The organism is Streptomyces sp. NPDC030799, assembly GCF_055572255.1.
In genome coordinates, this window is the sequence record NZ_JBVIDS010000004.1 from 414,521 (window position 1) to 436,458 (window position 21,938).

At 71.4% G+C, this 21,938-nt stretch carries 16 protein-coding genes and 2 pseudogenes; 12 read left to right on the forward strand and 6 right to left on the reverse strand.

Annotated features, from left to right (window positions below):
• From ACZ41I_RS12795 to ACZ41I_RS12810, 4 genes are all read right to left on the reverse strand, one after another.
• Positions 1-873 carry a serine/threonine-protein kinase gene (locus ACZ41I_RS12795; protein ID WP_468322924.1) on the reverse strand — a complete coding sequence of 291 codons (873 nt, stop codon included), beginning with the start codon at positions 871-873 and terminating at the stop codon, positions 1-3.
• A 272-nt stretch (positions 874-1,145) separates the two neighbouring features.
• Entirely contained in the window at positions 1,146-2,645 is a 1,500-nt protein-coding gene (locus ACZ41I_RS12800; protein ID WP_468514043.1) for a cellulose binding domain-containing protein, read from the reverse strand.
• A 230-nt stretch (positions 2,646-2,875) separates the two neighbouring features.
• Positions 2,876-4,219 carry a radical SAM protein gene (locus ACZ41I_RS12805; RefSeq protein ID WP_468514044.1) on the reverse strand — a complete coding sequence of 448 codons (1,344 nt, stop codon included), beginning with the start codon at positions 4,217-4,219 and terminating at the stop codon, positions 2,876-2,878.
• Positions 4,220-4,277: 58 nt separating this feature from the next.
• Positions 4,278-4,952 carry a pyridoxamine 5'-phosphate oxidase family protein gene (locus ACZ41I_RS12810; protein WP_399772854.1) on the reverse strand — a complete coding sequence of 225 codons (675 nt, stop codon included), beginning with the start codon at positions 4,950-4,952 and terminating at the stop codon, positions 4,278-4,280.
• 341 nt (positions 4,953-5,293) lie between these two features.
• Here ACZ41I_RS12810 and ACZ41I_RS12815 point away from each other — a divergent pair, with 341 nt between their 5' ends.
• The 3 genes and pseudogenes from ACZ41I_RS12815 to ACZ41I_RS12825 all read left to right on the forward strand — a co-directional run bounded on the left by ACZ41I_RS12815 (position 5,294) and on the right by ACZ41I_RS12825 (position 10,101).
• Positions 5,294-6,556, forward strand: coding sequence for an ROK family transcriptional regulator (locus tag ACZ41I_RS12815; protein WP_399772851.1), 1,263 nt, complete (start codon positions 5,294-5,296; stop codon positions 6,554-6,556).
• Between the two features lie 318 nt (positions 6,557-6,874).
• Positions 6,875-7,197, forward strand: a pseudogene (locus ACZ41I_RS12820) (ABC transporter permease subunit); the annotation flags it as partial.
• Between the two features lie 21 nt (positions 7,198-7,218).
• Positions 7,219-10,101 carry a glycoside hydrolase family 2 TIM barrel-domain containing protein gene (locus ACZ41I_RS12825; RefSeq protein WP_468514100.1) on the forward strand — a complete coding sequence of 961 codons (2,883 nt, stop codon included), beginning with the start codon at positions 7,219-7,221 and terminating at the stop codon, positions 10,099-10,101.
• Positions 10,102-10,286: 185 nt separating this feature from the next.
• Here the strand turns inward: ACZ41I_RS12825 and ACZ41I_RS12830 are convergent, their stop codons facing one another.
• Entirely contained in the window at positions 10,287-11,543 is a 1,257-nt protein-coding gene (locus ACZ41I_RS12830; RefSeq protein ID WP_468514045.1) for an MFS transporter, read from the reverse strand.
• 145 nt (positions 11,544-11,688) lie between these two features.
• Between ACZ41I_RS12830 and ACZ41I_RS12835 the strand changes: the two genes are divergently transcribed.
• The 9 genes and pseudogenes from ACZ41I_RS12835 (at position 11,689) to mmuM (ending at position 20,245) form a co-directional block, all read left to right on the forward strand.
• A complete protein-coding gene (locus ACZ41I_RS12835) occupies positions 11,689-12,282 on the forward strand; it encodes a TetR/AcrR family transcriptional regulator (protein WP_363217651.1) in 594 nt (197 codons plus the stop codon).
• Positions 12,279-13,100: an alpha/beta fold hydrolase gene (locus ACZ41I_RS12840; protein WP_468514046.1), complete on the forward strand. Its 822-nt coding sequence runs from the start codon at positions 12,279-12,281 to the stop codon at positions 13,098-13,100. Before ACZ41I_RS12835 ends, ACZ41I_RS12840 begins: the two co-directional genes overlap by 4 nt.
• A 487-nt stretch (positions 13,101-13,587) precedes the next feature.
• The gene (locus ACZ41I_RS12845; protein WP_363217653.1) at positions 13,588-14,556 is read left to right on the forward strand and encodes a cucumopine synthase-related protein; all 969 of its coding nucleotides are present in this window, start codon (positions 13,588-13,590) and stop codon (positions 14,554-14,556) included.
• Positions 14,553-15,599, forward strand: a complete 1,047-nt coding sequence (locus tag ACZ41I_RS12850; protein ID WP_468514047.1) for an NAD(P)/FAD-dependent oxidoreductase — start codon at positions 14,553-14,555, stop codon at positions 15,597-15,599. Before ACZ41I_RS12845 ends, ACZ41I_RS12850 begins: the two co-directional genes overlap by 4 nt.
• 24 nt (positions 15,600-15,623) lie before the next feature.
• A complete protein-coding gene (locus ACZ41I_RS12855) occupies positions 15,624-17,423 on the forward strand; it encodes a carbamoyltransferase (RefSeq protein WP_399772833.1) in 1,800 nt (599 codons plus the stop codon).
• Between the two features lie 148 nt (positions 17,424-17,571).
• On the forward strand, positions 17,572-18,075 hold the full coding sequence (locus ACZ41I_RS12860) for a nucleoside deaminase (protein WP_468514048.1): 504 nt from the start codon (positions 17,572-17,574) through the stop codon (positions 18,073-18,075).
• 21 nt (positions 18,076-18,096) lie between these two features.
• Entirely contained in the window at positions 18,097-18,567 is a 471-nt protein-coding gene (locus ACZ41I_RS12865) for an SRPBCC family protein (RefSeq protein WP_363217657.1), read from the forward strand.
• 37 nt (positions 18,568-18,604) lie between these two features.
• Positions 18,605-19,255, forward strand: a pseudogene (locus ACZ41I_RS12870) (histidine phosphatase family protein); the annotation flags it as partial.
• Positions 19,256-19,318: 63 nt separating this feature from the next.
• Positions 19,319-20,245 carry a homocysteine S-methyltransferase gene (mmuM, locus tag ACZ41I_RS12875; protein ID WP_399772831.1) on the forward strand — a complete coding sequence of 309 codons (927 nt, stop codon included), beginning with the start codon at positions 19,319-19,321 and terminating at the stop codon, positions 20,243-20,245.
• A 96-nt stretch (positions 20,246-20,341) separates the two neighbouring features.
• Here mmuM and ACZ41I_RS12880 read toward each other — a convergent pair whose 3' ends face one another.
• Positions 20,342-21,937: a carboxylesterase/lipase family protein gene (locus ACZ41I_RS12880; protein WP_468514101.1), complete on the reverse strand. Its 1,596-nt coding sequence runs from the start codon at positions 21,935-21,937 to the stop codon at positions 20,342-20,344.
• Position 21,938 lies beyond the last annotated feature (1 nt).

Genomic DNA, 21,938 nt, shown 5'->3' on the forward strand with positions numbered 1-21,938 from the left:
TCAGTGCCCTTGGGTGGGAAGTGCGGCGGCGAGGACCGCCGCCGACTGACGGGACAATGCCTCGACGACGCGGCCGGGCAGGGACACCGGCTCGGTGCCGCCGGCCAGCCCGCCGTACGCCGCGCCCGGCAGCAACTCCGCCAGTACCCTCGCCGGTTCGGGTCGGCTCTGCGGGTCGCGTGAGCGGCAGGCCATCACGATGTCCCGCAGGCCGACGGGGATCTCCTGCCGCTCGGGCACGGTGTACCCGGTCGCCGCGTAGGCCAGCACGGCGCCCAGGGCGTAGACGTCCCCGGTCCGGTCCACGGGACCGCCCGCCGCCACCTCGGGGGCCAGGCAGCCGGTCTCCAGGGTGGCTGCCTGCGCGGCGGGGCTTTCCGCCGGTGAATTCGCGCGGGTCGCGCCGAAGCAGCTCAGGAGCGGTCCGCAGGCGGTCAGCAGCACGCCCGCCGGGCACACCCCGCCGTGCACGATGCCCAGGACATGGGCCGAGGCCAGGGCCTCGGCCAGGGTGCCGCCGAGCGTGCGGACCAACGGCTCCGGCAGCGGGCCGCCGTACGCGGCCAGGACGGCCGGCAGCGGCAGTGCCGGCCGGTAGGGGGACGCGTACCAGGGGAACGCCGGCGTCCCCCCGAGCCGGCCGACCGGCCAGAACCCGGGCTGGGTCAGCCGGGCCGCCTGCTGCGCCTCGGCCGCCCACCGCGCCGGGTCACCGCCGGGCGGCGGCAGGCACGCCAGGACCGTGTGGCCGCCGTCTGCGCTGCGGGCCAGATAGCGGCGTTCGGGCACGCCCCGGCTGCCGTCGCCGTCGAGACGCGCCAACGTCACAAAGTCGCCGATCCGCCCCGGATCGTCCTGTCGCAGCTTCTCCACTCGGCCTCTTCTCCCCCGTCCCTTGCCGTCAGGACCCGTTCTCCGCCCGCCAGGCTCGTTTGCGGGCGTGAGCTTATATTCGGCCCGGACAGGGAGGGAAAGCGGGGCCCTGTCCGGGGGGAGGACGGATGCCGCCCGGCATCCGCACCGCGGACGCCCAGCGGTGAGGGGCGGACACCCAGGGGAGCGCACCGCCTCCGTTGTGCCGGGGTTTCCCGCCAGGCACGAGACGTTGCGGCACGAGACGTTGCGACATGATCCGCTCCGCTTGCTCAGCCGCCCGCGCAGGCCGCCCCGTTGAGCGTGAAACCGTAGGGGGGCCGATTTCTGTCGTGCCAGGTGCCGAGGAACCCGAAGGACAGCGTGCCGTGCGCGGCGACGGTCCTGTTGTAGTCGGCGGCGGTGGCGGTGACACGGGAGCCGCTCTGGCGGGCGGTGGCGTCCCACATCTGGCCGACCTGCTGGCCGTCACGGAAGGCCCAGGACACGCTCCAGCCGTCGAGGGACCGGCCGGTGGTGACGGTGACGGTGGCCTGGAAACCGTCGGGCCACTGGTCGACCAGGTTGTAGGCGACCCGGCAGGTCGTCGCTGGTGCGGTGGTCCGGGGGCTGGGGGCGGGCCGGTGCGTGGCGGAGGAGGCGCCCTGCGGTTCGGGGTCGGGCTGCGTGCGGTGGGAACCGGCGGTCGTACGCGGCGCGGAGGGGGTGGTGGCGGGTGCCGGCGTCGCCGTGGCCGACGGGGTGGTGCTGCGGGAGACGCCGGGGTCGGCGACCGGCTGCTGGTCGTCGCGGGCGGCCGCGGTGTCGTCGCGGGCTACGGCGGTGTCGTCGCCGGAGCCGCCGAACGGCATCATCGACACGCCGAGCGCCAGCGCCGACAGCAGCACGGCCGCGGCGAGCAGGCTGCCGCGCAGGATGCGGCTGCGCCCGGTGCCCTCCTCCGGATCGCCGCCCGTGGGGTCGGCGCCGGGGTGGCCCGCGCCGAGGCGGACCTCGGCGGCACGGCGGCGGCGTTCCAGGTAGGCGAGGCCGCCCCAGCCGATGACCCCGCCGGCCAGCGCGGCGGGCAGTCCGCCGCCGTGCAGCCGCAGACAGGCGGCGGCCTCGGCGCACCGCATGCAGGTCGCGAGGTGCCGGGAGAGATCGTCGGGGGTGTCGGCGGACGGCGAGCGGGTGACCGCGTCGAGCAGGCGGGCGTAGGAGCGGCACGGCGCGTCCATCGGGGTGTCCAGGTGGGCGCGGTGGCAGCGGTCCCGGAACAGGGTGCGGACCTGGTCGAGTTCGTCGGCGACGGTGGTCTGGTCGAGGCCGAGCCGGCGCGCGACGGCGGGCAGGGGCAGCGCCTCCACCTCGGCCAGCCACAGCAGCGAGGCGTCGGCCTCCTGCATGTCCCTGAGGCCGCGCAGCGCGACCGGGCGTTCCAGCGGCGGGCCCGAGAAGCGGGTGGCCTTGTCGGAGTTGAGCCACAGCCGCAGGTCGGGGTCGAGCTTGTGCCCCTGGCCGCCCGCCTCCCAGGCGGCCGCCGTGTCGCGTACGGCGGTGAGCAGGGCCGGGATCGTGGGCAGCCGCGCGGTACGGCGGCCCGCGCCGCGCACATGGGTGCGCGCGGCGGCGCGGACCTCGCGCATGCCGAGCGTGAACGCCTCCGTTGCCAGCTGATGGGCCGTCAGAGAACCGGAGGTGCACAGGTCCGCGTAACTGAGCACCGCGTCCCAGCCCTCCGAGAACAGCGCGGACTCGGTGGCGTCCTGGGGGGTCGGCAGGTCGGGCATGGGACTCCTGCATCCACGAGCGAGGTCAACTCACCACAGGCAAAAGGGAGTTGCAGGAAACCTCGCGGCAGGCACAGAGCCTTTCACGTCCTCGACACAACTGACAAGCGGCCTGTTCACATGCGGTTACCGATGGTGGCGGGGCGGACGCGCGACGCGACGAGCCCGCAACTCCGGCCTCTTGTACGGATGCGGGCGCCGCCGTGCTCACTGCCGGGCTGCCGGGCTGATCACACCCCGGTCCGCTCCTCCATGGGTTCGGCGGCGGGTTCGTCCGCCGGCAGGCTGTCCATGAACGAGCTGACGGAGAAGACCGCGCGGCCGGGTCCGGGCGGGCCGTAGCCGGGCGGGGAGGAGAGCCCGAAGTCCTCCATCGTCTGGCGGTATGCCTGCAGCAGCCGGATGTGGTACTCCAGCGGCGCGCCCTGCGGGTTGGCCTTGCCGAGCGGGGTGGTGGGCTCCGGGCACCAGGTGGTGAAGCGGGGCGTGATGCCGTGCGACATGAAGAAGCGCAGGCCCTCGGTCGTGGAGGCGATCGCCTCGTCGACGGTGGTGAAGCCGAACGGCTCGGCCATCTCCACGCCCGCCACGAAGTTGGGGATCACGTTGCGTGCACCGAAGACCTCGGCGGAGTCCAGGATGCGCCGGTGCCACTCGTCGCGGCCGACGTACCGCTCCTTGCCGGGGCAGTACAGCTCGAACAGCCGGCGGTCCCACACCTCGAAGTTGGGGTGGTAGATCTGCACGCCGTAGTCCTTGAACCGCTGGACGTCCGCCTTGGGCAGCGCCTGGGCGACGACCTTGCCGATCCAGCGGCCCGGGAAGCGTTCCTCGATGGCCTTGGCGTAGTGGCCGTAGAAGTCGGCCTCGTCCCGCCCGGCAACCGTTTTCGTGATGGCTCCGCCGGTCAGCGTGTAGGCGGTGGAGGCCTTCTGGGTGTCGTACCGGTCGATGATCTCCAGGGCCTCCAGCACCTCCTCGACGTCCTTCACGCCGGTGTACGGCCGCCCGGCCGCCTTGTGCTGGCGCCAGTTGTGGTTGATGTCGCAGTACTGGCACTCCTCCTTGGCGCCGAAGTACTGGCAGACCCGGAAAACCGTGAGATAGATCAGGTAACCCCACTGGATGGTCGGGGCCACCTCCATCACGGACTTCCCGTTGGAGAGGGTGTGCCGGTAGTACTCCGGCATGGGCGGCACGCCGACGTCGGCGATGCGCTTTCCGTCGAGGTAGAGCCCGAGCAGCCCCTCGTCGTCGGCGGCCACCCGGTACGGCGAGGCCGGGTTCACCCGTACGGAGACCACCGTACGCCTCAGGCCGTACGGACCACCGGTGAGGATGATCTCCTCCGGCGGGCGCCGGAGCGCCGCCTCGCCGAGCTCGGGCAGGGTGCCGTGGTCGAAGGAGAAGATGAAGTACGACTTCGGCTTGACCTCGCCGCTCTCGTTGTCGCTGAGGGCGGACGGATCGAAGGCGACGCCCCCGCGGAGCAGGTCCTCCTTGAAGACGGCTTCCCGTGGCACGTGCGGGAACCGCTCCATCAGATCCTCGACCAGCGCGGTACGACTGCCCATCCGTCTGTCTCCTCCCGGTTCAGGCGTACGTCTGACACCGTATGCCCCCGCCTGCGGCTCAGCCGTGCCGGGTCCCCGCACGGCGGGCGATGTGCTGCGGCACGGCGGTCCCGGGCGGCAGCACCGGGTCGGGCTGCGGGGTGCCCCAGACCGCGGTCAGCGGCAGGACCCCGGCCCACAGGCCGAGGGCCGCGTCGGGTCCGTCGCCGTCGTCCGGGGCGCCGGTGCGGATCTTGACGGAGGCCTCCTGGAGCGAGAGGGCGAGGAGGGTGGTGGCGGCCAGCTCCTTGCGGCTGGGGCTGCGGGCGTACGACCACTGGCCCGGCGCCGAGTGCTCGGTGAGCCGGCGCAGGCCGTCGAGCTTCTCCTCGGGGTCGGTGACCCTGCGCGCCGTGCCGTGGATCATCGCGCTGCGGTAGTTGACGCCGTGCTCGAAGACGGACCGGGCGAGCACGAGCCCGTCCACGTGCGTGACGGTCACGCACACGGGCGTGTCCGCGGCGAGGCTGCGGCCGGCCACGGACCCGTGCAGATACAGCCACCGCTCGTCCCGCCCGTACACGGTGGGCACGACGACCGGCCGCCCGTCGATCAGCACGCCGAGATGACAGACGAACCCGGCGTCGAGGATGGCGTCGAGCTCCGCGCGCTCCAGACTGCCCTGCTCGCGCAGGCGCCGGTGTCGGGTGCGGTCGGTGACGGGCAGCCGGGCGGGAAGGGGTTGCTGAGTCATGGAGGGGAAGGTACCGATTTCGCATGTGAACAGCCAGCTTGTTTCTGCATACATCCGTCCAGACTCCCCATGACGACGAAATCCGTAGACCACTTCCCTGACCCCCTTCCCGGGCGTGACGGATGAGAGGGTCGGCCCACACGGACTCTCCGGGAGGAACGCCACCGTGACAGGGACGGCCGAGAGCGCCGGGACGGTCACCAACCGGGCGCACGCCGCCTCCGCCGGACTTCCTACAGCCCCTTTCCAAAGCCCTTGTCGAAAGGAACTCGCAGCCCATAGCCTGCGCTCGTGCCGGTGCCGCTGCGGCCCGGCCCGCACTGGACGGAGGGGCACCCCGCGTGAAGCGCACATCACGTGACATCCGCACCGCGAACCGCTACGAGGTGTTGCGCCAGATCATCGCCGAGTCTCCCACCTCCCGGCAGGAGCTGGCCGCCGCCACCGGCCTGAGCCTGGCCACGGTGGCCACCCTGGTCGGCGAGTTGCTGGACCTGCGCATGATCACCGAGGTCGGCTTCGAGGACTCGGCCGGCGGCCGGCCCCGGGGCCTGGTGGCCGTCAACGCGTCGGGGGGCGCGTTGATCGGCGTCGACATCGCGGAGACGTACGTCCATGTCGAGCTGTTCGACCTGGCACTGAACGTACTGGCCCGCGCCGACGAGGACATGCGGCCCGGCGAGAGCCGCCCGGAGCAGGTGGTCGGCCAGGTGGCCGCCGCCGTCGGCTCGGTGGTGGCGCAGGCCGGGGTCGAGGCGGCCCGGGTCCTCGGGGTCGGGGTGAGCGTGCCGGGCCAGGTGGACCGGGACACCGGCGTCGCCGAGTACGCGCCCAACTGGGACTGGCACGACGTGCCGTTGCTCGACCTGCTCGCCGAACACATCGCGTATCCGCTGCACCTGGACAATCCGCTGCGCGCGTGCACGGTGGCCGAGCTGTGGTTCGGTGCCGCGCGGGGCCGCGGCGACGCCGTCGTGGTCAACCTGGGCACGGGAGTCGGTGCCGGTCTGGCGCTCGGCGGCGGGCTGCACCGGGGCGTGAGCAACAGCGCCGGCGAGTGGGGCCACACCACACTCGTGCTGGACGGACGGCTGTGCCACTGCGGCAACCACGGCTGCGTGGAAACGTACGTCGGCGCGCCCGGCATCATGCAGAACCTGCGTGAACTCAGCCCGGGGTCCGCCCTGTTGCACCCGGAGGACCAGACGGCCACCATCGACGCGCTGGCCCACGCGGTCGCCGCGCAGGACCCGGTGGCGCTCAAGGTCGTCCGGGACACCGCCCGCTACCTGGGCGCGGGCATCTCCGACCTGATCAATCTGCTCAACCCCGAAGTGGTCGTGCTCAGCAGCTGGGTCGCCGCCCGGCTGGGCGAGCCGCTGCTCGGCGAGGTCCGCCAGGCCGTCGCCCGGCATGCGCTGCGCCGGCCGCTGGCCGCCACCGAGATCGTCCTCTCCCCGATCCCCACCGACCCGGTTTCCCTCGGCGCGGCCACGTTCGCCCTGGAAGGGGCGCTGCAGTCCGCCGGACAGAGGACCGGCACCACCAAAACCGCCACCAAGCGCACCGCCTACGCAAGGAGCCGTACCGCACCGCATTCATGACGACGGAAGGGATGCACCTGTCTCACCCCGCAAGAGATCCCTGCTGCTGACAGCCTCCGCGACGGAACCGTTTCCGCAACTCTCGCCGCCCGCTCGATCAGCCCGGCGATGGCTGCTGAACCCGAACGGCCGGATCGTGAACGAGGCGTCGGGCATGCGCCTCGATGCCGGCGGTAACGCCGTCCGCCCACCGGCCGAGGGCCGCCGGCCACTGCCCTGACCTCGCGGCCACAGACTTCATCCAACCCCTTGCCGAATCATTAGCCGAAGGGACGTCAGCATGTCGGCACTGAGCCACAGCAACTGGGAGCGCCGTTCGGCCGGATGGACAGCTACCGGGGTCTGATCATCCCGGGCCTCTTCAGCGGTTTCACCTGCTTCCTGTTCCGGCAGTACTTCCTGGGGTTCCCCAAGGAGCTGGAGGAGGCGGCACGCGTGGACGGGCTCGGCCACTGGGGCGCGTACTGGCGGATCGTCGTACCGAACTCGCTCAACTTCTTCGCGGCGATGGCCACCTGGTCATCGGCCAGGACCCAGCGCCTGGACGGTCCAGGTCGCGCTGTCGTCGTATGACCAACCAGACCGTCAACCACCACCTGATCTTCATGACCACCGCCGTTTCCATCCTGCCGCTGCTGTTCAAGGGCCGAGCGAGGAGACCGATGTCCTTCCGCAACCACACCGTCACCGATTACGTCGAGGACGTCTCGCCGGGCTCCGGGGCGCTGCCACCTCGTACCTGGTATGCCTCCTCGGACGCCAAGGCTCTGTCATTGAACGGCAGTTGGCGGTTCCGGCTGTCGCCGACGGCCGACGCCGAGGACGACTCCTTCGCCGAGGAGGGGTACGACGCCGGTGCCTGGGCGGAGATCCGGGTCCCCGGCCACTGGGTCCTCCAGGGCCACGGATCCCCGATCTACACCAACCACCTCTACCCTTTCCCCGTCGACCCGCCGCGCGTGCCGACCGAGAACCCGACCGGCGACCATCTGCGGGTCTTCGACCTGCCGGAGGACTGGCCGGACCTCGCCGAGGGCGGAGCGGTGCTGCGCTTCGACGGCGTGGAGTCCTGTGGCCGGGTATGGCTGAACGGCACGGACCTCGGCGCATTCAAGGGATCGCGGCTGCCGCACGAGTTCGCGGTCGGCCATCTGCTGAAGACAGTGGACAATGTACTGGCGGTCCGGGTCCACCAGTGGTCGGCCGGCTCCTATCTGGAGGACCAGGACCAGTGGTGGCTGCCGGGCATCTTCCGTGACGTCACCCTGCTGCACCGACCGGCGGGTGCGGCCCTCGACTTCTTCGTGCATGCCTCCTACGACCATCGCGCCGGCACCGGCACCCTGCGCGTCGACTCCGACGTGGACGGCCGGGTAACCGTTTCCGAACTCGGCATCGACATCGCGACCGGCGACAGCGTGACCGTGCCGGTCGAGCCGTGGTCGGCGGAGACGCCGCGGCGGTACGCGGGTGAGCTGGCCACCGAAGGCGAGCGGATCCCGCTGCGCATCGGTTTCCGCACGGTGGAGCTGTCGGACGGTCTGATCAAGGTCAACGGCAGGCCGGTGCTCTTCAAGGGCGTCAACCGGCACGAGTGGCACCCGGAGCAGGGACGCGCGCTGGACCGGGCGACCATGCGCGAGGACGTGCTGCTGATGAAACGGCACAACATCAACGCCGTCCGCACCTCCCACTACCCGCCGCACCCGGCCTTCCTGGACCTGTGCGACGAGTACGGCCTGTGGGTGATCGACGAGTGCGACCTCGAAACGCACGGCTTCACCGAGCAGGCCTGGCGGGACAACCCCGTCGACGACGACCGCTGGACCCCGGCCCTGCTGGACCGTGCCGCCCGCATGGTCGAACGGGACAAGAACCATCCCTCGGTCGTCGTCTGGTCCCTCGGCAACGAGGCCGGCACCGGCCGCGGCCTGACCGCGATGGCCCAGTGGATCAAGGGCCGCGACCCCTCCCGGCTCGTGCACTACGAGGGCGACCTCACCTGCCGGGACACGGATGTCTACGCACGGATGTACGCCGACCACGCCGAGGTCGAGCGCATCGGACGCCGCCTGGACGGAGGTCCGCACAGGCGGCGTGAACTCCCCTTCATCCTCTGCGAGTACGCCCACGCCATGGGCAACGGCCCCGGCGGACTCGCCGACTACCAGCGGCTGTTCGAGTCGTACGACCGCCTCCAGGGCGCGTTCGTCTGGGAGTGGATCGACCACGGCATCGCGCATCCCGAGCTGGGCTACGCCTACGGCGGCGACTTCGGCGAGGAACTGCACGACGGCAACTTCGTCTGCGACGGCCTGCTCTTCCCGGACCGGGAGCCCTCTCCCGGGCTGATCGAGTACAAGAAGGTGATCGAGCCGGTCGCCATCGAAGGGGATGCCGCCGACGGCACCGTCCGCATCACCAACAAGTACGACTTCGCGGACCTGTCGGCGCTGGCGTTCACCTGGGCGTACCAGGTCAACGGCGAGACGGTCGAGTCCGGCACCCTGTCGGTGCCCGCGCTGGCACCCGGCGAGTCGGCCGAGGTGAAGCTGCCCGAGCCGCCGGTCGCCACCGCGGCCGGCGAGGCCCACTGGACGGTACGGGCCCTGCTCGCCGACGACACCCCCTGGGCACCGAAGGACCACGTCGTCGCCTGGGGCCAGTTCGCCGTGTCCGCACGTCGGCTGCCGTCGGTCCCGGCGACCGGGCGCCCGGTGCCCGGTGACGGCCGGATCACCCTGGGTCCGGCCGTCTTCGACGCCCGCACCGGTGCCCTGCGGGCGGTCGGCGGGGTGGAGGTGACCGGTCTGCGGCTGGACGTGTGGCGGGCCACCACCGACAACGACGACGGCGCCGCCTGGCAGACCGACATCCGCCACGGCCTGCTGTGGCGCAAGCTCGGCCTGCACCGCATGCGGCACCGGCTGGACACGGTGGAGCCGGGCGACGAGGCGCTGACGGTCCGTACCCGAGTGGCGGCGGCGGCCTGTGAGACGGGCCTGTCGACCGTATACCGCTGGACGTCGGACGGAGATCGTCTACAGCTGACGGTCTCCGTGACGCCGGAGGGCGACTGGACGGTACCGCTTCCCCGGCTCGGCGTCCGCTTCGGATTGTCCGCAGCCGACCGTGTGCAGTGGTACGGCGGCGGCCCGGGTGAGGCGTATCCAGACAGCAGGATGGCGTCCGCAGTCGGCCGTTGGCAGTCGACTGTAGACGATCTGCAGACGCCGTACGTCCGCCCGCAGGAGAACGGCGCCCGCGCCGACGTCCGCTGGGCGGAGCTCGGCGGCCTGCGCATCGAGGGCGTCCCGGAGTTCTTCTTCACCGCCCGCCGCTGGACCACCGAGCAACTGGACGCGGCCGCGCACCGCACGGACCTCACCCCCCAAGACACGGTGTGGGTGAACCTCGACCACGGCCAGCACGGCCTCGGCTCCCAGTCCTGCGGCCCGGGCCCGCTCCCCCGGTATCACCTGCAGGCCGAGCCCGCCGAGTTCTCCTTCGTGTTCTCCACCACCCTCGCCCCGGAGACCAGCTGACCATCACCGCTCCTGAGGCCCACCTGGACGATGCCGACGGGCCCTGTGGTGGGACTGGCCGGCCGGGACGGCGGGTCTGCGGACCGCGCTGCTCGCGCTGGTGGCGGCGGGCTTGGGGCCGCGCTGCCCGCAGGCCGCACGGGAGCTCCGGCCGCCCGAGCCGCGGCGCACCCCGGTTCCGCCGATCAGGCCCTGCGGATCGGGGTGGTGAGGGCCGTGACGGCGAGCAGGACGCAGGTGGCGCCTGCGGTCAGGGCGGCCGGTGTGGTGCCCCAGTGTTCGGCGGCCCAGGTGAGCAGGGCCGCCCCGGCGGGGGCGGCGGAGTACTGGAGGGTCCAGTAGGCGGAGGTGACGCGGCCGAGCAGGTGCTCGGGGGTGACCTCCTGGCGCAGGGACATCGAGCAGGTGCCCGCGATGCCGACGCCGGCCAGGAAGGCGGCCGCGAGGACGGCGACCGCGGGCACGGTGCGCACCCAGCCGAGGCCGGCGCAGGCCAGCCCGCACAGCGCGGTCGCGCCGGTCCAGGCGGTGCCGAAGCCGAGCAGCCGGCGGATGCGGGCGACGAGCAGGGACCCGGCGATGGTGCCGAGCGCACCGGCGCCGAGGACGGTGCCGACCGTGCCGTCGTCGTGGCCGAGGTCGTGCTTGAGGTGGTAGATGACCAGGTCGTTCAGTCCGAGGGTGAGGAAGCTGAAGCCGAACAGCAGGACCGTGAGCGAGCGCAGCAGGGGGTGCCGGTACAGGAAGGCGACTCCGGTGCGCAGGTCCTGCCGCACGGTGCTGCGGCCGGGGGCGGGCGTGTCGTCACCGGCCCGGGCGCGCAGGCGTACCCAGCGCAGACACGCGGCGGAGGCGGCGAAGCTGGCCGCGTCGACGGCGATGGCGGCGGCCGGTCCGGTCCAGGCGGCGACGAGTCCCGCGCACGGCGGTCCGAGCACCCCGGCCGCCGCGGCGGTGGCGTTCAGCAGGCCGTTGGCCTCGGTGAGGCGCCCGGTGCCGACGAGGCCGCGGACGACGGTGACGTAGCCGACGGAGAAGAACATGCCGACGGCCTCGCAGACCGGCAGCACCGTGTAGAGCAGCCAGGTGTGCGGGCCGAAGGTCCAGACGAGCGGGATGAGGCCGTACAGCGCCATGCGCACGAGGTCGCAGGCGATGAGGAGCCGGCGCCGGTCGACGCGGTCCACCACGGTGCCGGCGAACACGGCCGCGAGGACGGCGGCGGCTCCGCCGGCGGCGGTGAGCAGCCCCATCCGGGCCACCGATCCGGTGGCCTCCAGGACCAGCAGCGGCAGGGCGATCAACGCGAAGGAGTCACCGAGGACGGAGAGCGTCTGCGCACCCCAGAAGACGGTGAAATCCCTTTGCCGCCAGAGAGGTTGCGTGTTCTCGTGCGCCTCGCCGGCCCTGCGTCCGTTCCCCTTGCGTGTCTCGCGCCCCACAGGCTCCCCTCCCGCCGTTCGTTCAGCCTACGGAGTCGAGTACTCCCCATGAGCCGCATGCGACCCATGGGACGACCCCTCGCGACACCCCCTGGAACCTAGGTATCCTAGGATTATCCCTAGCTACCCAAGGAGGAGGTGTCGGATGGCTCGAGCCGGTCTCACCGTCGACCGTGTCGTCGCGGCCGCCGCCGAACTCGCCGACGAGGCGGGCTTCGCGAACGTCACCCTGTCCGCGCTGGCCCGCCGCTTCGGCGTGAAGGACGCGAGCCTGTACTCGCATGTCCGGGGTCTGGACGACCTGCGTACCCGGCTCGCGCTGTACGCCGGCGGCGAACTGATCGACCGCATCGCGCCGGCCGTGGCGGGCCGCGCGGGCAAGGAGGCGCTGGCCGCCTTCGCCGGCGCCTACCGGGCCTACGCCCTGGAGCACCCCGGCCGGTACGCGGCCACGCAGATCCGTATCGACCAGTCCCTGATCGCCGGCTCCCCCGCGATGCGCCGCACCGCAGAGATCACCTACGGCATGCTGCGCGCCTACGGCCTGGACGAGCCCGACCTGACCGACGCCGTACGCCTGCTGCGGAGCACCTTCCACGGCTACTGCGCCCTGGAGTCGGCCGGCGGCTTCGGCGCCGACCGGGACGTACAGGCCTCCTGGGACAAGGCGGTGCAGGCCCTGCACCTGGCACTGGAGCACTGGCCGCGCGAGACTCCAACGGGAGAAAACGGTTCATGACCGGGGAACTTCACTACGACGTGACGGGCAGCGGTCCCGTGCTGCTCGTCCTGCCGGGCGGTGCCGGGCATCCGATGGGGCTCGGGCCGCTTACCGAGCGGCTGGCGGCACGCTTCACCGTGGTCACCTACGACCCGCTCGGCCTCGCCCATGGGCGGCTGGGCCGGCCGGTGGCCGAGCAGCGGGTGACGGACTGGAGCGAGGGTGCGCACCGGGTGCTGGAGGCGGTGCTTCCGGCCGGCGGGTCCGCGTACGTGTTCGGGATGAGCTCCGGTGGTATCGCCGCCCTGGACCTGCTCGCCCGGCACCCGGAACGGCTCGCGCACGTGGTCGCGCACGAACCGCCCGTCGTGGGGGTCCTCGCGGACGCGGCCCGGCAGCGGGCGATGTTCGTGGAGGTGGCCGACACGTTTCGGGCCGCCGGTCTGCGGGCGGCCGGGGCCAGGCTGGCCGCCGTGCTCGACGGCGGACCCGTGCCCGCCCCGGAGGACGCCGATGCCCAACCACCCGCGCCCGGCGAGGAGTTGGCCGACCCCATGGGTGTCTTCCTCACCCGGGTCCTGCACCCGTTCACCGCGTACCTGCCGGACGTGCCCGCCCTGCGGTCCGTTGCCGCACGTCTCACCCTGGCCGCGGGCAGCGGCTCCCGTGGCCGGCTGCTGCACCGTACGGCCACGACGGCGGCCGAGTCGGCCGGTGCCCGTTTCACCGAGTTCCCCGGCGGCCACGTCGGCGTGCTGGAGTACCCGGAGGAGTCCGCACGGCGTCTCGTGGACACCCTGTGGGCCGGCCGCTCCCCGTACCCGGCCGCGCTGTAATGCGCCGCTCGTCGGGGGCAACCCTTGCGGGAACGGCAGCCACCGTGAGGCATGGCACGCCGGGCGTCACCGACCACTGCGTGCCTCGGGGTCGGTCGTCCGAAGGCGTGAGACCCGCCCGTCGGAAGCGGTGAAGACGAAGGCGCTCCGAGCGCCGGAGGCCCAGCAGGGTGAGAAGCTCGTCGCGGAGGTCGTAGAAGTCCTTGGACGCCTCCGGTCCGAGGGACCGCCGTGCCGCGGGAGTATTGGGGGTTTCCTCAAACCCCCGGCCTGACTGGTTCATGTAGGAATCTACGAAGACCCGGTCTCGACCTGCGGAAGCTTTCATGTCTTCCGCTCCTGGCCGGCTTCCCCCGGTTGGCTGTGTACTCCTCACACAAGTTGCAACGGGGACAAGGCGAGTTGTGACGAAGCAAGGGATGAGTGCCGTGGGGCGTTCCGGCCCCGCTCGACCATCCTGACATCTTGCCGAACTAGGGGGAAAGCCTTGACTGAAACGTTGTCCGGTCGACATGTCGAGATTGCCTGGCCTGATCTGGGCATCACCGTTACCGCTGAACTCGACGATCGCAACACCGTGCTGGCCGATGCGCTGTGGGAGGCGTTGCCCTACCAGAGCCTGCAAGGGCACGCACTGGTGGCGGGACAGCATCTGTACCACGTGGCACCGATCCATTCGCTGCTGCATCTGTCCGCGACGTACCGGCTTGCCGACCGGCGCGAGGCACCCGACGGAACGGTCTTCTGTTCCGCTCTGCAGCACCTGGGGATCAAGTACGGCACATTGACCGAACCGATGCCGGCGTCGCCGGTGGGCCAGGTCCGGCCGCAGGACATGCCGGCTCTGCGAGAGGTCGGGCGCGCGGTGTGGGATGCGGTGTATTCGACGAAGAAGCCGCTCCTGGTGGAAGTGCGCAGGGCAGGCATGGCAGGCGGCCACCGCATCCCCCGTCTGACGGCCGCCGACCCCGACGCGGACCTCCTGCTCCGCGACGTACACGCCGAGACCGAGCGGATCTGGCTGTCCGAGCCGGCCGAGCTCGGTGATCTGCACCGGGGGTGGATACCGTCCGGGGCCGGCACCTTCGAGACGGTTCTGCCCACCCTCCTGTTCGTCAACGGTGAGACGCGTCCACTGGGGTATGCGAGCTACGGCGGTCTGGTCCGGGCCGTGGTCGGTGGCATGCCGATGGACTCCCTGCGCCAGATGACACGCCTGTTGGTCGGTGTCCCGGCCGAGTTCCTGGGCTACTGCGGCCTGGAGAAGCTGTGGGCCTTCACGCAGCGTTTCCTGTCCTGCCTCGACCGCCTCGAACGCGACGACTTCCTGGCCGTGGTGAGCCAGATGGCCCTCTACGTCAACTGCCTGGGCGGCTGGAACCTGCATCTGTTCCCGTGGGACGCCGGAGACCACCTGCGCCAGCTGCCCCTCGCCGAAGCGGGTCAGCGGTCATGAGCCCTCTGCCCGAGCGTACGGACGTCGTCGTCATCGGCGGAGGGGTTGTCGGGACCTCCGTAGCGTGCCATCTCGCCGAGACCGGCATCCGCACCGTCCTGCTGGAGCGCGGCACGCTCGGATCGGGAGCGTCCGGGGCCACGGCGGGCGTGCTGCGGACCTACTTTCCCGGCGATCCCCAGACCGGCGGCCTTGCCGTCCGCAGCTTGGCGGCCTATCAGTCCTTCACCGAGCGGACCGGAACTCCCCTCGGCCTGCAGCGGGTCGGCTTCCTGGTGGTGTTCACCGAAGAGCACCAGGTGGAGGAGTTCCGACGCACCCGGGCCGCCCAGCATGCCGCGGGAGTGGACGTCGAACTGGTGACCGCATCCGAAGCGGTGCGGCTCAACCCGCTGCTCGGCGAGCGCGGCGTCCTCGCGGCAGCCTGGGCGCCCGAGGCCTACGCCTGCGACCCCGCCGCCATCGTGCGCGGCTACGCCGCAGCCGCCCAGGAGGCGGGCGCCGACCTGCGTACGGAAACACCCGTCACCGGCATCGGCCCCGACGGCCAGGTCCACACCCCCAGGGGCAGCATCCTCGCGGAAACCGTCGTCTGCGCGGCCGGCCCCTGGTCACGGACGGTCGCCTCCATGGCCGGTGTCGACCTCCCCGTGACCACGTACCCCATCGAACTGCTCCTCACCGACGCACCCGCCGCCCCGCTCAGCACCCTGCCGATGACCCTGCACGCCTCCTCCGGCCTGCGGATCCGGGCATGGAAGGACCGCATCCTCGTCGGTATGGGCCGCCCCGGCCCGGAGGAATCCCGGCAGGCGTGGCTCCAGCGGCTGTCCCGTCAGCTCGGCACCACCTACCCGGTCCTCGACGGCATCCGCCTGTACCGCGGGTGGAGCGGAGCCTTCGACGGCAGCCCGAACGGGAGCGGCTTCATCGGCCGGGCTCCCTCCCGCCCCTTCCTCTACGCGGCGGGATTCTCCGGCCAGGGACTGTGCCAGGCACCCGCAGCCGGGGAGATCGTCCGTGACCTCGTGGCCGGCAAGTAGCCCCGGACGAAGAAGGGAATTGTCATGATTGTCTTGGGATGCAACGGCTTCACTCACGTTTCGGGAATCTTCGCCGAACACTTCGGCGCGGTCGGCACCGAAAGGCACTACCTCCTCGGGCACGACGCGGGTGCGTCACTCCTGGTGGACGGCGAGCTGGTCGCCGCCGTGGAGGAAGAGCGGCTGAACCGCGAGAAGAAGACCTCCGACTTTCCGGTCAACGCGGTGCAGTGGTGCCTTGAATCGGCGGGACTGGAGTTCTCCGACGTCGACCTCATCGCCGTCCCCTGGGACTTCTCCGCGGAGGTCCTGGACGGAATGCTGTCCGACATCACATCCGCGCCCATGGCGCCCTCGGCGAAGCTGGATCTCGTCAGGGACATCGGCGAGCTGTTCACCGGGGCCGTCGGCCATGACGCGATCCTCGCCGACTTCGCCGCGCGCACCGGCTTCACGCCCGATCCGGACAAGGTGGTGTTCGTACCGCACCACCTCGCCCACGCGATGACCGGCTATTACCTGGCGGGCATGAAGGACGCCGCGTTCCTCGTCAGTGACGGCCGCGCCGAACGATTCTCGTCGCTGACCGGAGAAATCCGCGACGGCCGGATCCGCGTCTTCGACGAGTCGACCATCGGCGCGGAATACTCGATGGGGCTCCTGTTCGCCGCGATCACGCGCTACCTGGGCTTCGTGCCCAACAATGACGAGTACAAGATCATGGGCCTGGCCGGATTCGGCAAGCCCCCCGCACCGAACCCGTTCCTGGAGCACATCGTCGAACTGCAGGAGGACGGGCGCTACACCTTCTGCAGGCCCCTGGAGACGGACAACCCGCGCGGTTTCGACCCCCTCTTCGAGCAGCACTTCGGCCCTGTGCAGGACACCCTTGAGTACAAGGCCCGGGTGGCTGCCGCGGCTCAGGAGATGCTCACCGTCGTCACGAACCACCAGCTCCGCGCGCTGGAAGGAAAGACGGATCTGAACCGCCTGCTGTTCGAAGGCGGCGTGGCGCTGAACTGCCTGAACAACACCCCGCTGTTCGAGGCGTCGCGGTTCGACGACATGGACGTGAGTTTCGGCGCCAGCGACACCGGCATCACCATCGGCGCCGCGGTCCACGCCTGGCTCCATCACTCTGACCACGCCGGCAGAAACAAGTCCGCGCCGCCGGTCACTCCGTACCTCGGACCGGAATACGACGACTCGACGATCGAGCAGGCCCTGCGGGAATCCGCCGGTCGAGTGGTGTGGAAGAGGCTGGACGATGACGAGGTCGTCGCCCAGGTGGCGGAACTTCTCACCGAGAAGGTCGTCATCGGCTGGTACGAGGGCCGGATCGAGCACGGCCCTCGGGCATTGGGGCATCGCAGTATTCTCGCGAACCCCAAGTTCCCGGACATCAAGGACATCATCAATACCCGGGTGAAACACCGTGAACCGTTCCGCCCGTTCGCACCCCTCGTCCTTGAGTCGGACGCGCCGAAGGTCTTCGACATGGGGCGCAAAGCGCGTTCGCCGTACATGACGTTCGTCTTCCCGGTGCGGCCTGAATTCCGCGACGTGATTCCCGGTGCGACCCACGTCGACGGCACCTCCAGGGTGCAGACGATCACCGGCCGGGACACGCCGCGGCTGGCGGCCCTGCTGGGCCGGTTCACCGAACTCACCGACGTGCCCTGCCTGATCAACACCTCGTTCAACGTCGCCGGCGAGCCGATCGTCTGCACCCCCGCCGACGCCCTGAACTGCTTCCTCGGAACGGAGATCGACCACCTCGTGCTCGGCAACTATCTCGTCACCAAGCCGGAGACCGCCCGATGACCACCCGGACGTCGCCGGCCCGCACCCCCCGGGATCTCAGCAGCGCGGCGTCCACGCGGTGCTTACCCGCCAGGACGTCTCCGGCGAGAGCGTCCAACGCCCTCGCCACCCTGTCCACCCCCTCCACCCTCTCCCCGAAGGACTCACCATGACCATCCACACCCAGGAAACGACCGTCCAGGAGTTCGAGCGCGCCTGGATGCACAAGGCGATCACGTTGGCCACCGACAGCGTGGCGAACGGCGGCGGTCCGTTCGGCGCGCTGGTCGCCAAGGACGGCGAGGTCGTCGCGACCGGGCACAACCAGGTCACCTCGACCCTCGACCCGGTCGCACACGCCGAGGTGAGCGCGATGCGCGCCGCCTGCAAGAAGCTGAACACCTTCTCGCTCGAGGGGTGTGTCCTGATCACGTCCTGTGAGCCGTGCCCGATGTGTCTGGCCGCCTCACTGTGGGCGCGCGTCGACCGGCTCGTCTACTCCGCCGACCGGCACGACGCCGCGGTGGCCGGCTTCGACGACCGCACCTTCTACGACCTGTTCGAGAAGAGGCCCCAGTCGATGTGGCCGATGTCGGTGGAGCACCTGGACCTGCCGAACCGCACGGCGCCGTTCGACGCGTGGCTGGCCAAAGCCGACCGCATCGCCTACTGACATCACTGACGAGGAGTTCCCGTGACGATCACGCGTAAGCACACGATGCACCACTCGACGATCGTCGACGCCGATCCGGACACCGTCTGGGCGGAGGTCCGCGACCCCATGAAGCTGGTGAAGATCGTGTCCGGACCTGCGGTGAAGGACGTGAGCTGGGCCGAGGACGGCGCGCTGGAACGGGTTCCGGCACGGTACGACTTCACGCTGGTGTTCAACGAAGGCCTGGTCCAGCAGGAGGTCGCCGGACGCAACGAGGTGGAGCGGTCCTCCACCTACCGAGCCGTCGCGCCGACCTCGGGCGTCTCCAGCTATCTCGCCACCCTTCGGGTCCGTCCGATCACCAACGATCCGGACCGCAGCTACTTCGAGTGGTCGCGAGAGCTGACGATCGCCGACGGCGCCGACCCCGAAGTCATCGAGGGCATCATCGCCATGATGGAGCGACAGACGAACTCGGTGCGCGATCACTTCGCACCGTCGGCGAACTAGGGGGTGTCGTGTGGCCGCCCCGGTCGCCCCCGGCAGGCCGGCCGGCCGGGGCACGGCGACGACACTCGTGCTGCTGCGGCACGGTGAGACGCCACTGACGCCACAGAAACGGTTGTCCGGCAGTGGCGGCCCGGATCCGTCGCTGTCGGAGACCGGGCGGCGGCAGGCCGAGGCGACCGCCGCACTGCTGGCCGCCCGCGGCGTCGTACAGGCGATCGTCTCCTCACCGCTGCGGCGCTGCCGGGAGACGGCTGAGGCGGTAGCCGGGCAGCTGGGCCTTCCCGTACACGTCGAGAAGGACCTGCGGGAGGCGGACTTCGGCGCCTGGGAAGGGCTGACCTTCGCGGAGGTGCGCGAGCACTACCCGGATGACCTGACGGCGTGGCTGAAGTCCCCGGCGGCGGCACCCTCGGGCGGCGGAGAATCGCTCGACGCGGTGGCACGGCGGGTGGCGGCGGCACGGGACGCGCTGCTGACCCGGCATGCCGGGGGAACGGTGCTGGTCGTCTCGCACGTCGTGCCGCTCAGGACGCTGGTGCGGCTGGCGCTGGGTGCGCCGCCGCAGTCGCTGTTCCGGATGGAACTGGCGGCGGCGTCCCTGTCGGCGGTGGCGTACTTCGCGGACGGGGAGGCGTCGGTGCAGCTGCTCAATGACACGGGGCACCTTCGGCAGGCGGGGGCACCGTAAGCTCCGGTCCCGAGCGGCCCTCACCCCCTGGTGCATCGCGGAACAAATCCTTAGCGTCATGACATGATCAGCAACACCTCCCCCAGCCTCGCCGACGCGCTCGCCGCCGGGACGGTCGTGCTCGACGGCGGCATGTCCAACCAGCTGGAGTCCGCCGGGTACGACCTGAGCGACGAGCTGTGGTCGGCGCGGCTGCTCGCCGAGCGGCCGGAAGCGGTTGCGGAAGCCCATCTCGCGTACTTCCGCGCGGGCGCCGACGTGGCCATCACCGCCGGGTACCAGGCCACCTTCGAAGGCTTCGCGCGACGCGGTATCGGTCATGACGACGCAGCGCGCCTGCTCATGCTGAGCGTGGACCTCGCCCGGGACGCCGCCCGGCAGGCCGGGGACGAGGGCGTCGAACGGCCTCTGTGGGTGGCGGCCTCGGTCGGGCCGTACGGCGCGATGCTCGCGGACGGATCCGAGTACCGGGGCCGCTACGGGCTGAGCGTGGCAGAGCTGGAGCGGTTCCACCGGCCGCGCATGGAGGTGCTGGCCGCCGCCGCGCCGGACGTCCTCGCGCTGGAGACCGTGCCGGACGCCGACGAGGGTGCCGCGCTGATGCGGGCGGTACGCGGACTCGGAGTGCCGGCCTGGCTGTCGTACACCGTCGACGGCCGGCGAACGCGTGCCGGACAGCCCCTGGAGGAAGCGTTCGGCCTCGCCGCCGACGTGGAAGAGGTGATCGCGGTCGGAGTGAACTGCTGCGCGCCCGACGACGTGGAACCCGCGGTGGAGATCGCGGCGCGGGTCACCGGCAGGCCGGTCGTCGTCTATCCGAACAGCGGGGAGACCTGGGATGCCGAGGCACGCGCCTGGACGGGGCGTACGCGGTTCGGCGCCGGGCAGGTCGGGACGTGGCGGGACGCGGGCGCACGGCTCATCGGGGGATGCTGCCGGGTGGGGCCGGAGGCGATCACTTCGATCGCGCGGGCGCTGGGCAGGGCCTGAGCCGCTCGTCCGGCGCCGAGGCACCTGCCCGTGTCCCTACGGCGCAGCTCGTACGGCACCTGGCCCGCAGGCCCCCGGGGCGTCGGCCGTCGGCTGTCAGCGGCGTCGGCTCCCGGCCGACCGTCGCAACCGCCGTACCGCCGCCGCCAGTTCCGCTCCGGGGGCCCTGATGTCGCCGGCAGGGTCGGGGGACGGGGTCGTGAGGGAGGTCTGCCAGAGCGTGAATGCTGCATCCCGTGGACCGTATGCGATATGCGGTTCACCGTCGCCGAAGATCCGCACCGGATGGGATGCGTCCCAGGCCTGCCAGCCGGGATTCCCGGTCGTCGCGAAGCGCACCCAGGCCCCGTGCATCGCGTCGCACAGTTCCTGCGGGGCGCCCTCGCCGGCCAGCTTCTTCGATTCGGGTATGTCACCGCTGTCGAAGACGAATCCCAGCTCCAGGGCATGGCACGCACCGAGGCCGGGAAGCCGGGACGGCCAGGCGAACTCGTACAGGTAGGAGGTGCCCGGGCGGGCGTCGGCGAGACGGTGCAGCGGAACGCGCAGCAGGTGGTCGGTGACCATCTGGCCGACGATCTCGGCGGTGCCGGCGTCGGGGTGCAGGGTGCGGTAGCCGCGCGGTACCTCGTGGCCGGCGTGGCAGCGGGCCATGGCCCCCGCGAGGGCCACGGGGCCGAGCCGGTCGACGCGCTCCAGCAGCCCGCCGGGCACCAGCCAGAGCCGGTACTCGTCGCGGGTCCAGCCCAGGAGCAGCTCGACGCCGGGGGCGGCGTCACCGTCGATCAGGGCCTTGAGCGGGTCGCGGGGCACGAGGTCGCCGTCCACGACGATGCCGAACTGCGGTCCGCCCAGGACGGGGCTGCTGAGCCGGCCGGCCTCGGCCTGGGCGCGCAGCAGCAGGTCGCGGTCGACGGCGGCGAAGGCCGCCGCGGTGGCGGGGATCTTCAGCCGGGTGGCCATGCGGCGCACCATGCGCCGTACCTTGTCGCGCTCGGAGACCTCGGGCGGGCCGCTCTGCAGCACCGCCCGGCGGATCAGGCCGCGGGTGTGGGGTGCGGCGAGCAGGACACCGGCGCTGATGGCGCCGGCCGACTGGCCGCACAGGGTGATCCGGTCCGGGTCGCCGCCGAAGGCCGCGATGGCGTCGTGCACCCAGCACAGGGCGGCCAGCTGGTCGCGCAGACCGGGGTTCGGGGGTGCGTCCGGGAACAGTCCGTAGCCCTCGACGCCGAGCCGGTAGTTGACCGAGACGCAGACCACGCCGTCCCGGGCGAAGGTGGCCCCGTTGTACACGGGCACGGCCGAGGATCCCCTCGTGAGGGCGCCGCCGTGCAGCCAGACGAGGACCGGGAGCCGGGCTCCGTGACCGGGGTCCGGGGTCCATACGTTGATGTTGAGGCAGTCGTCGCCGGGGATTTCCGGGTCGGAGAGATACTGCGCGAACGCCTCGGAGTACGGCGGTTTCGGCGCGGTCGGCCCGAAGGCCCCGGCGTCGCGCACGCCGTACCAGGGCTCGGGCGGCTCGGGCGGGCGGAACCGGCGGGGCCCGAAGGGCGGGGCGGCGTACGGGATGCCCCGGAACACCGCGATGCCGTGCTCGTACCGGCCGCGTACGGCCCCGTACGGCGTCCGGACCACAGGGTCCGCCCGGTCTGTTCCGGCCGCGGGGTTCGCCTGGTCTGCCGTCATC

Coding starts and splice junctions, on each gene's coding strand:
- ACZ41I_RS12800 (WP_468514043.1), bottom strand. CDS start 2,645: ATGCCCGACCTGCCGACCCCCCAGGACGCCACCGAGTCCGCGCTGTTC.
- ACZ41I_RS12805 (WP_468514044.1), bottom strand. CDS start 4,219: ATGGGCAGTCGTACCGCGCTGGTCGAGGATCTGATGGAGCGGTTCCCG.
- ACZ41I_RS12810 (WP_399772854.1), bottom strand. CDS start 4,952: ATGACTCAGCAACCCCTTCCCGCCCGGCTGCCCGTCACCGACCGCACC.
- ACZ41I_RS12825 (WP_468514100.1), top strand. CDS start 7,219: ATGTCCTTCCGCAACCACACCGTCACCGATTACGTCGAGGACGTCTCG.
- ACZ41I_RS12835 (WP_363217651.1), top strand. CDS start 11,689: ATGGCTCGAGCCGGTCTCACCGTCGACCGTGTCGTCGCGGCCGCCGCC.
- ACZ41I_RS12840 (WP_468514046.1), top strand. CDS start 12,279: ATGACCGGGGAACTTCACTACGACGTGACGGGCAGCGGTCCCGTGCTG.
- ACZ41I_RS12850 (WP_468514047.1), top strand. CDS start 14,553: ATGAGCCCTCTGCCCGAGCGTACGGACGTCGTCGTCATCGGCGGAGGG.
- ACZ41I_RS12855 (WP_399772833.1), top strand. CDS start 15,624: ATGATTGTCTTGGGATGCAACGGCTTCACTCACGTTTCGGGAATCTTC.
- ACZ41I_RS12860 (WP_468514048.1), top strand. CDS start 17,572: ATGACCATCCACACCCAGGAAACGACCGTCCAGGAGTTCGAGCGCGCC.
- mmuM (WP_399772831.1), top strand. CDS start 19,319: ATGATCAGCAACACCTCCCCCAGCCTCGCCGACGCGCTCGCCGCCGGG.
- ACZ41I_RS12880 (WP_468514101.1), bottom strand. CDS start 21,937: ATGACGGCAGACCAGGCGAACCCCGCGGCCGGAACAGACCGGGCGGAC.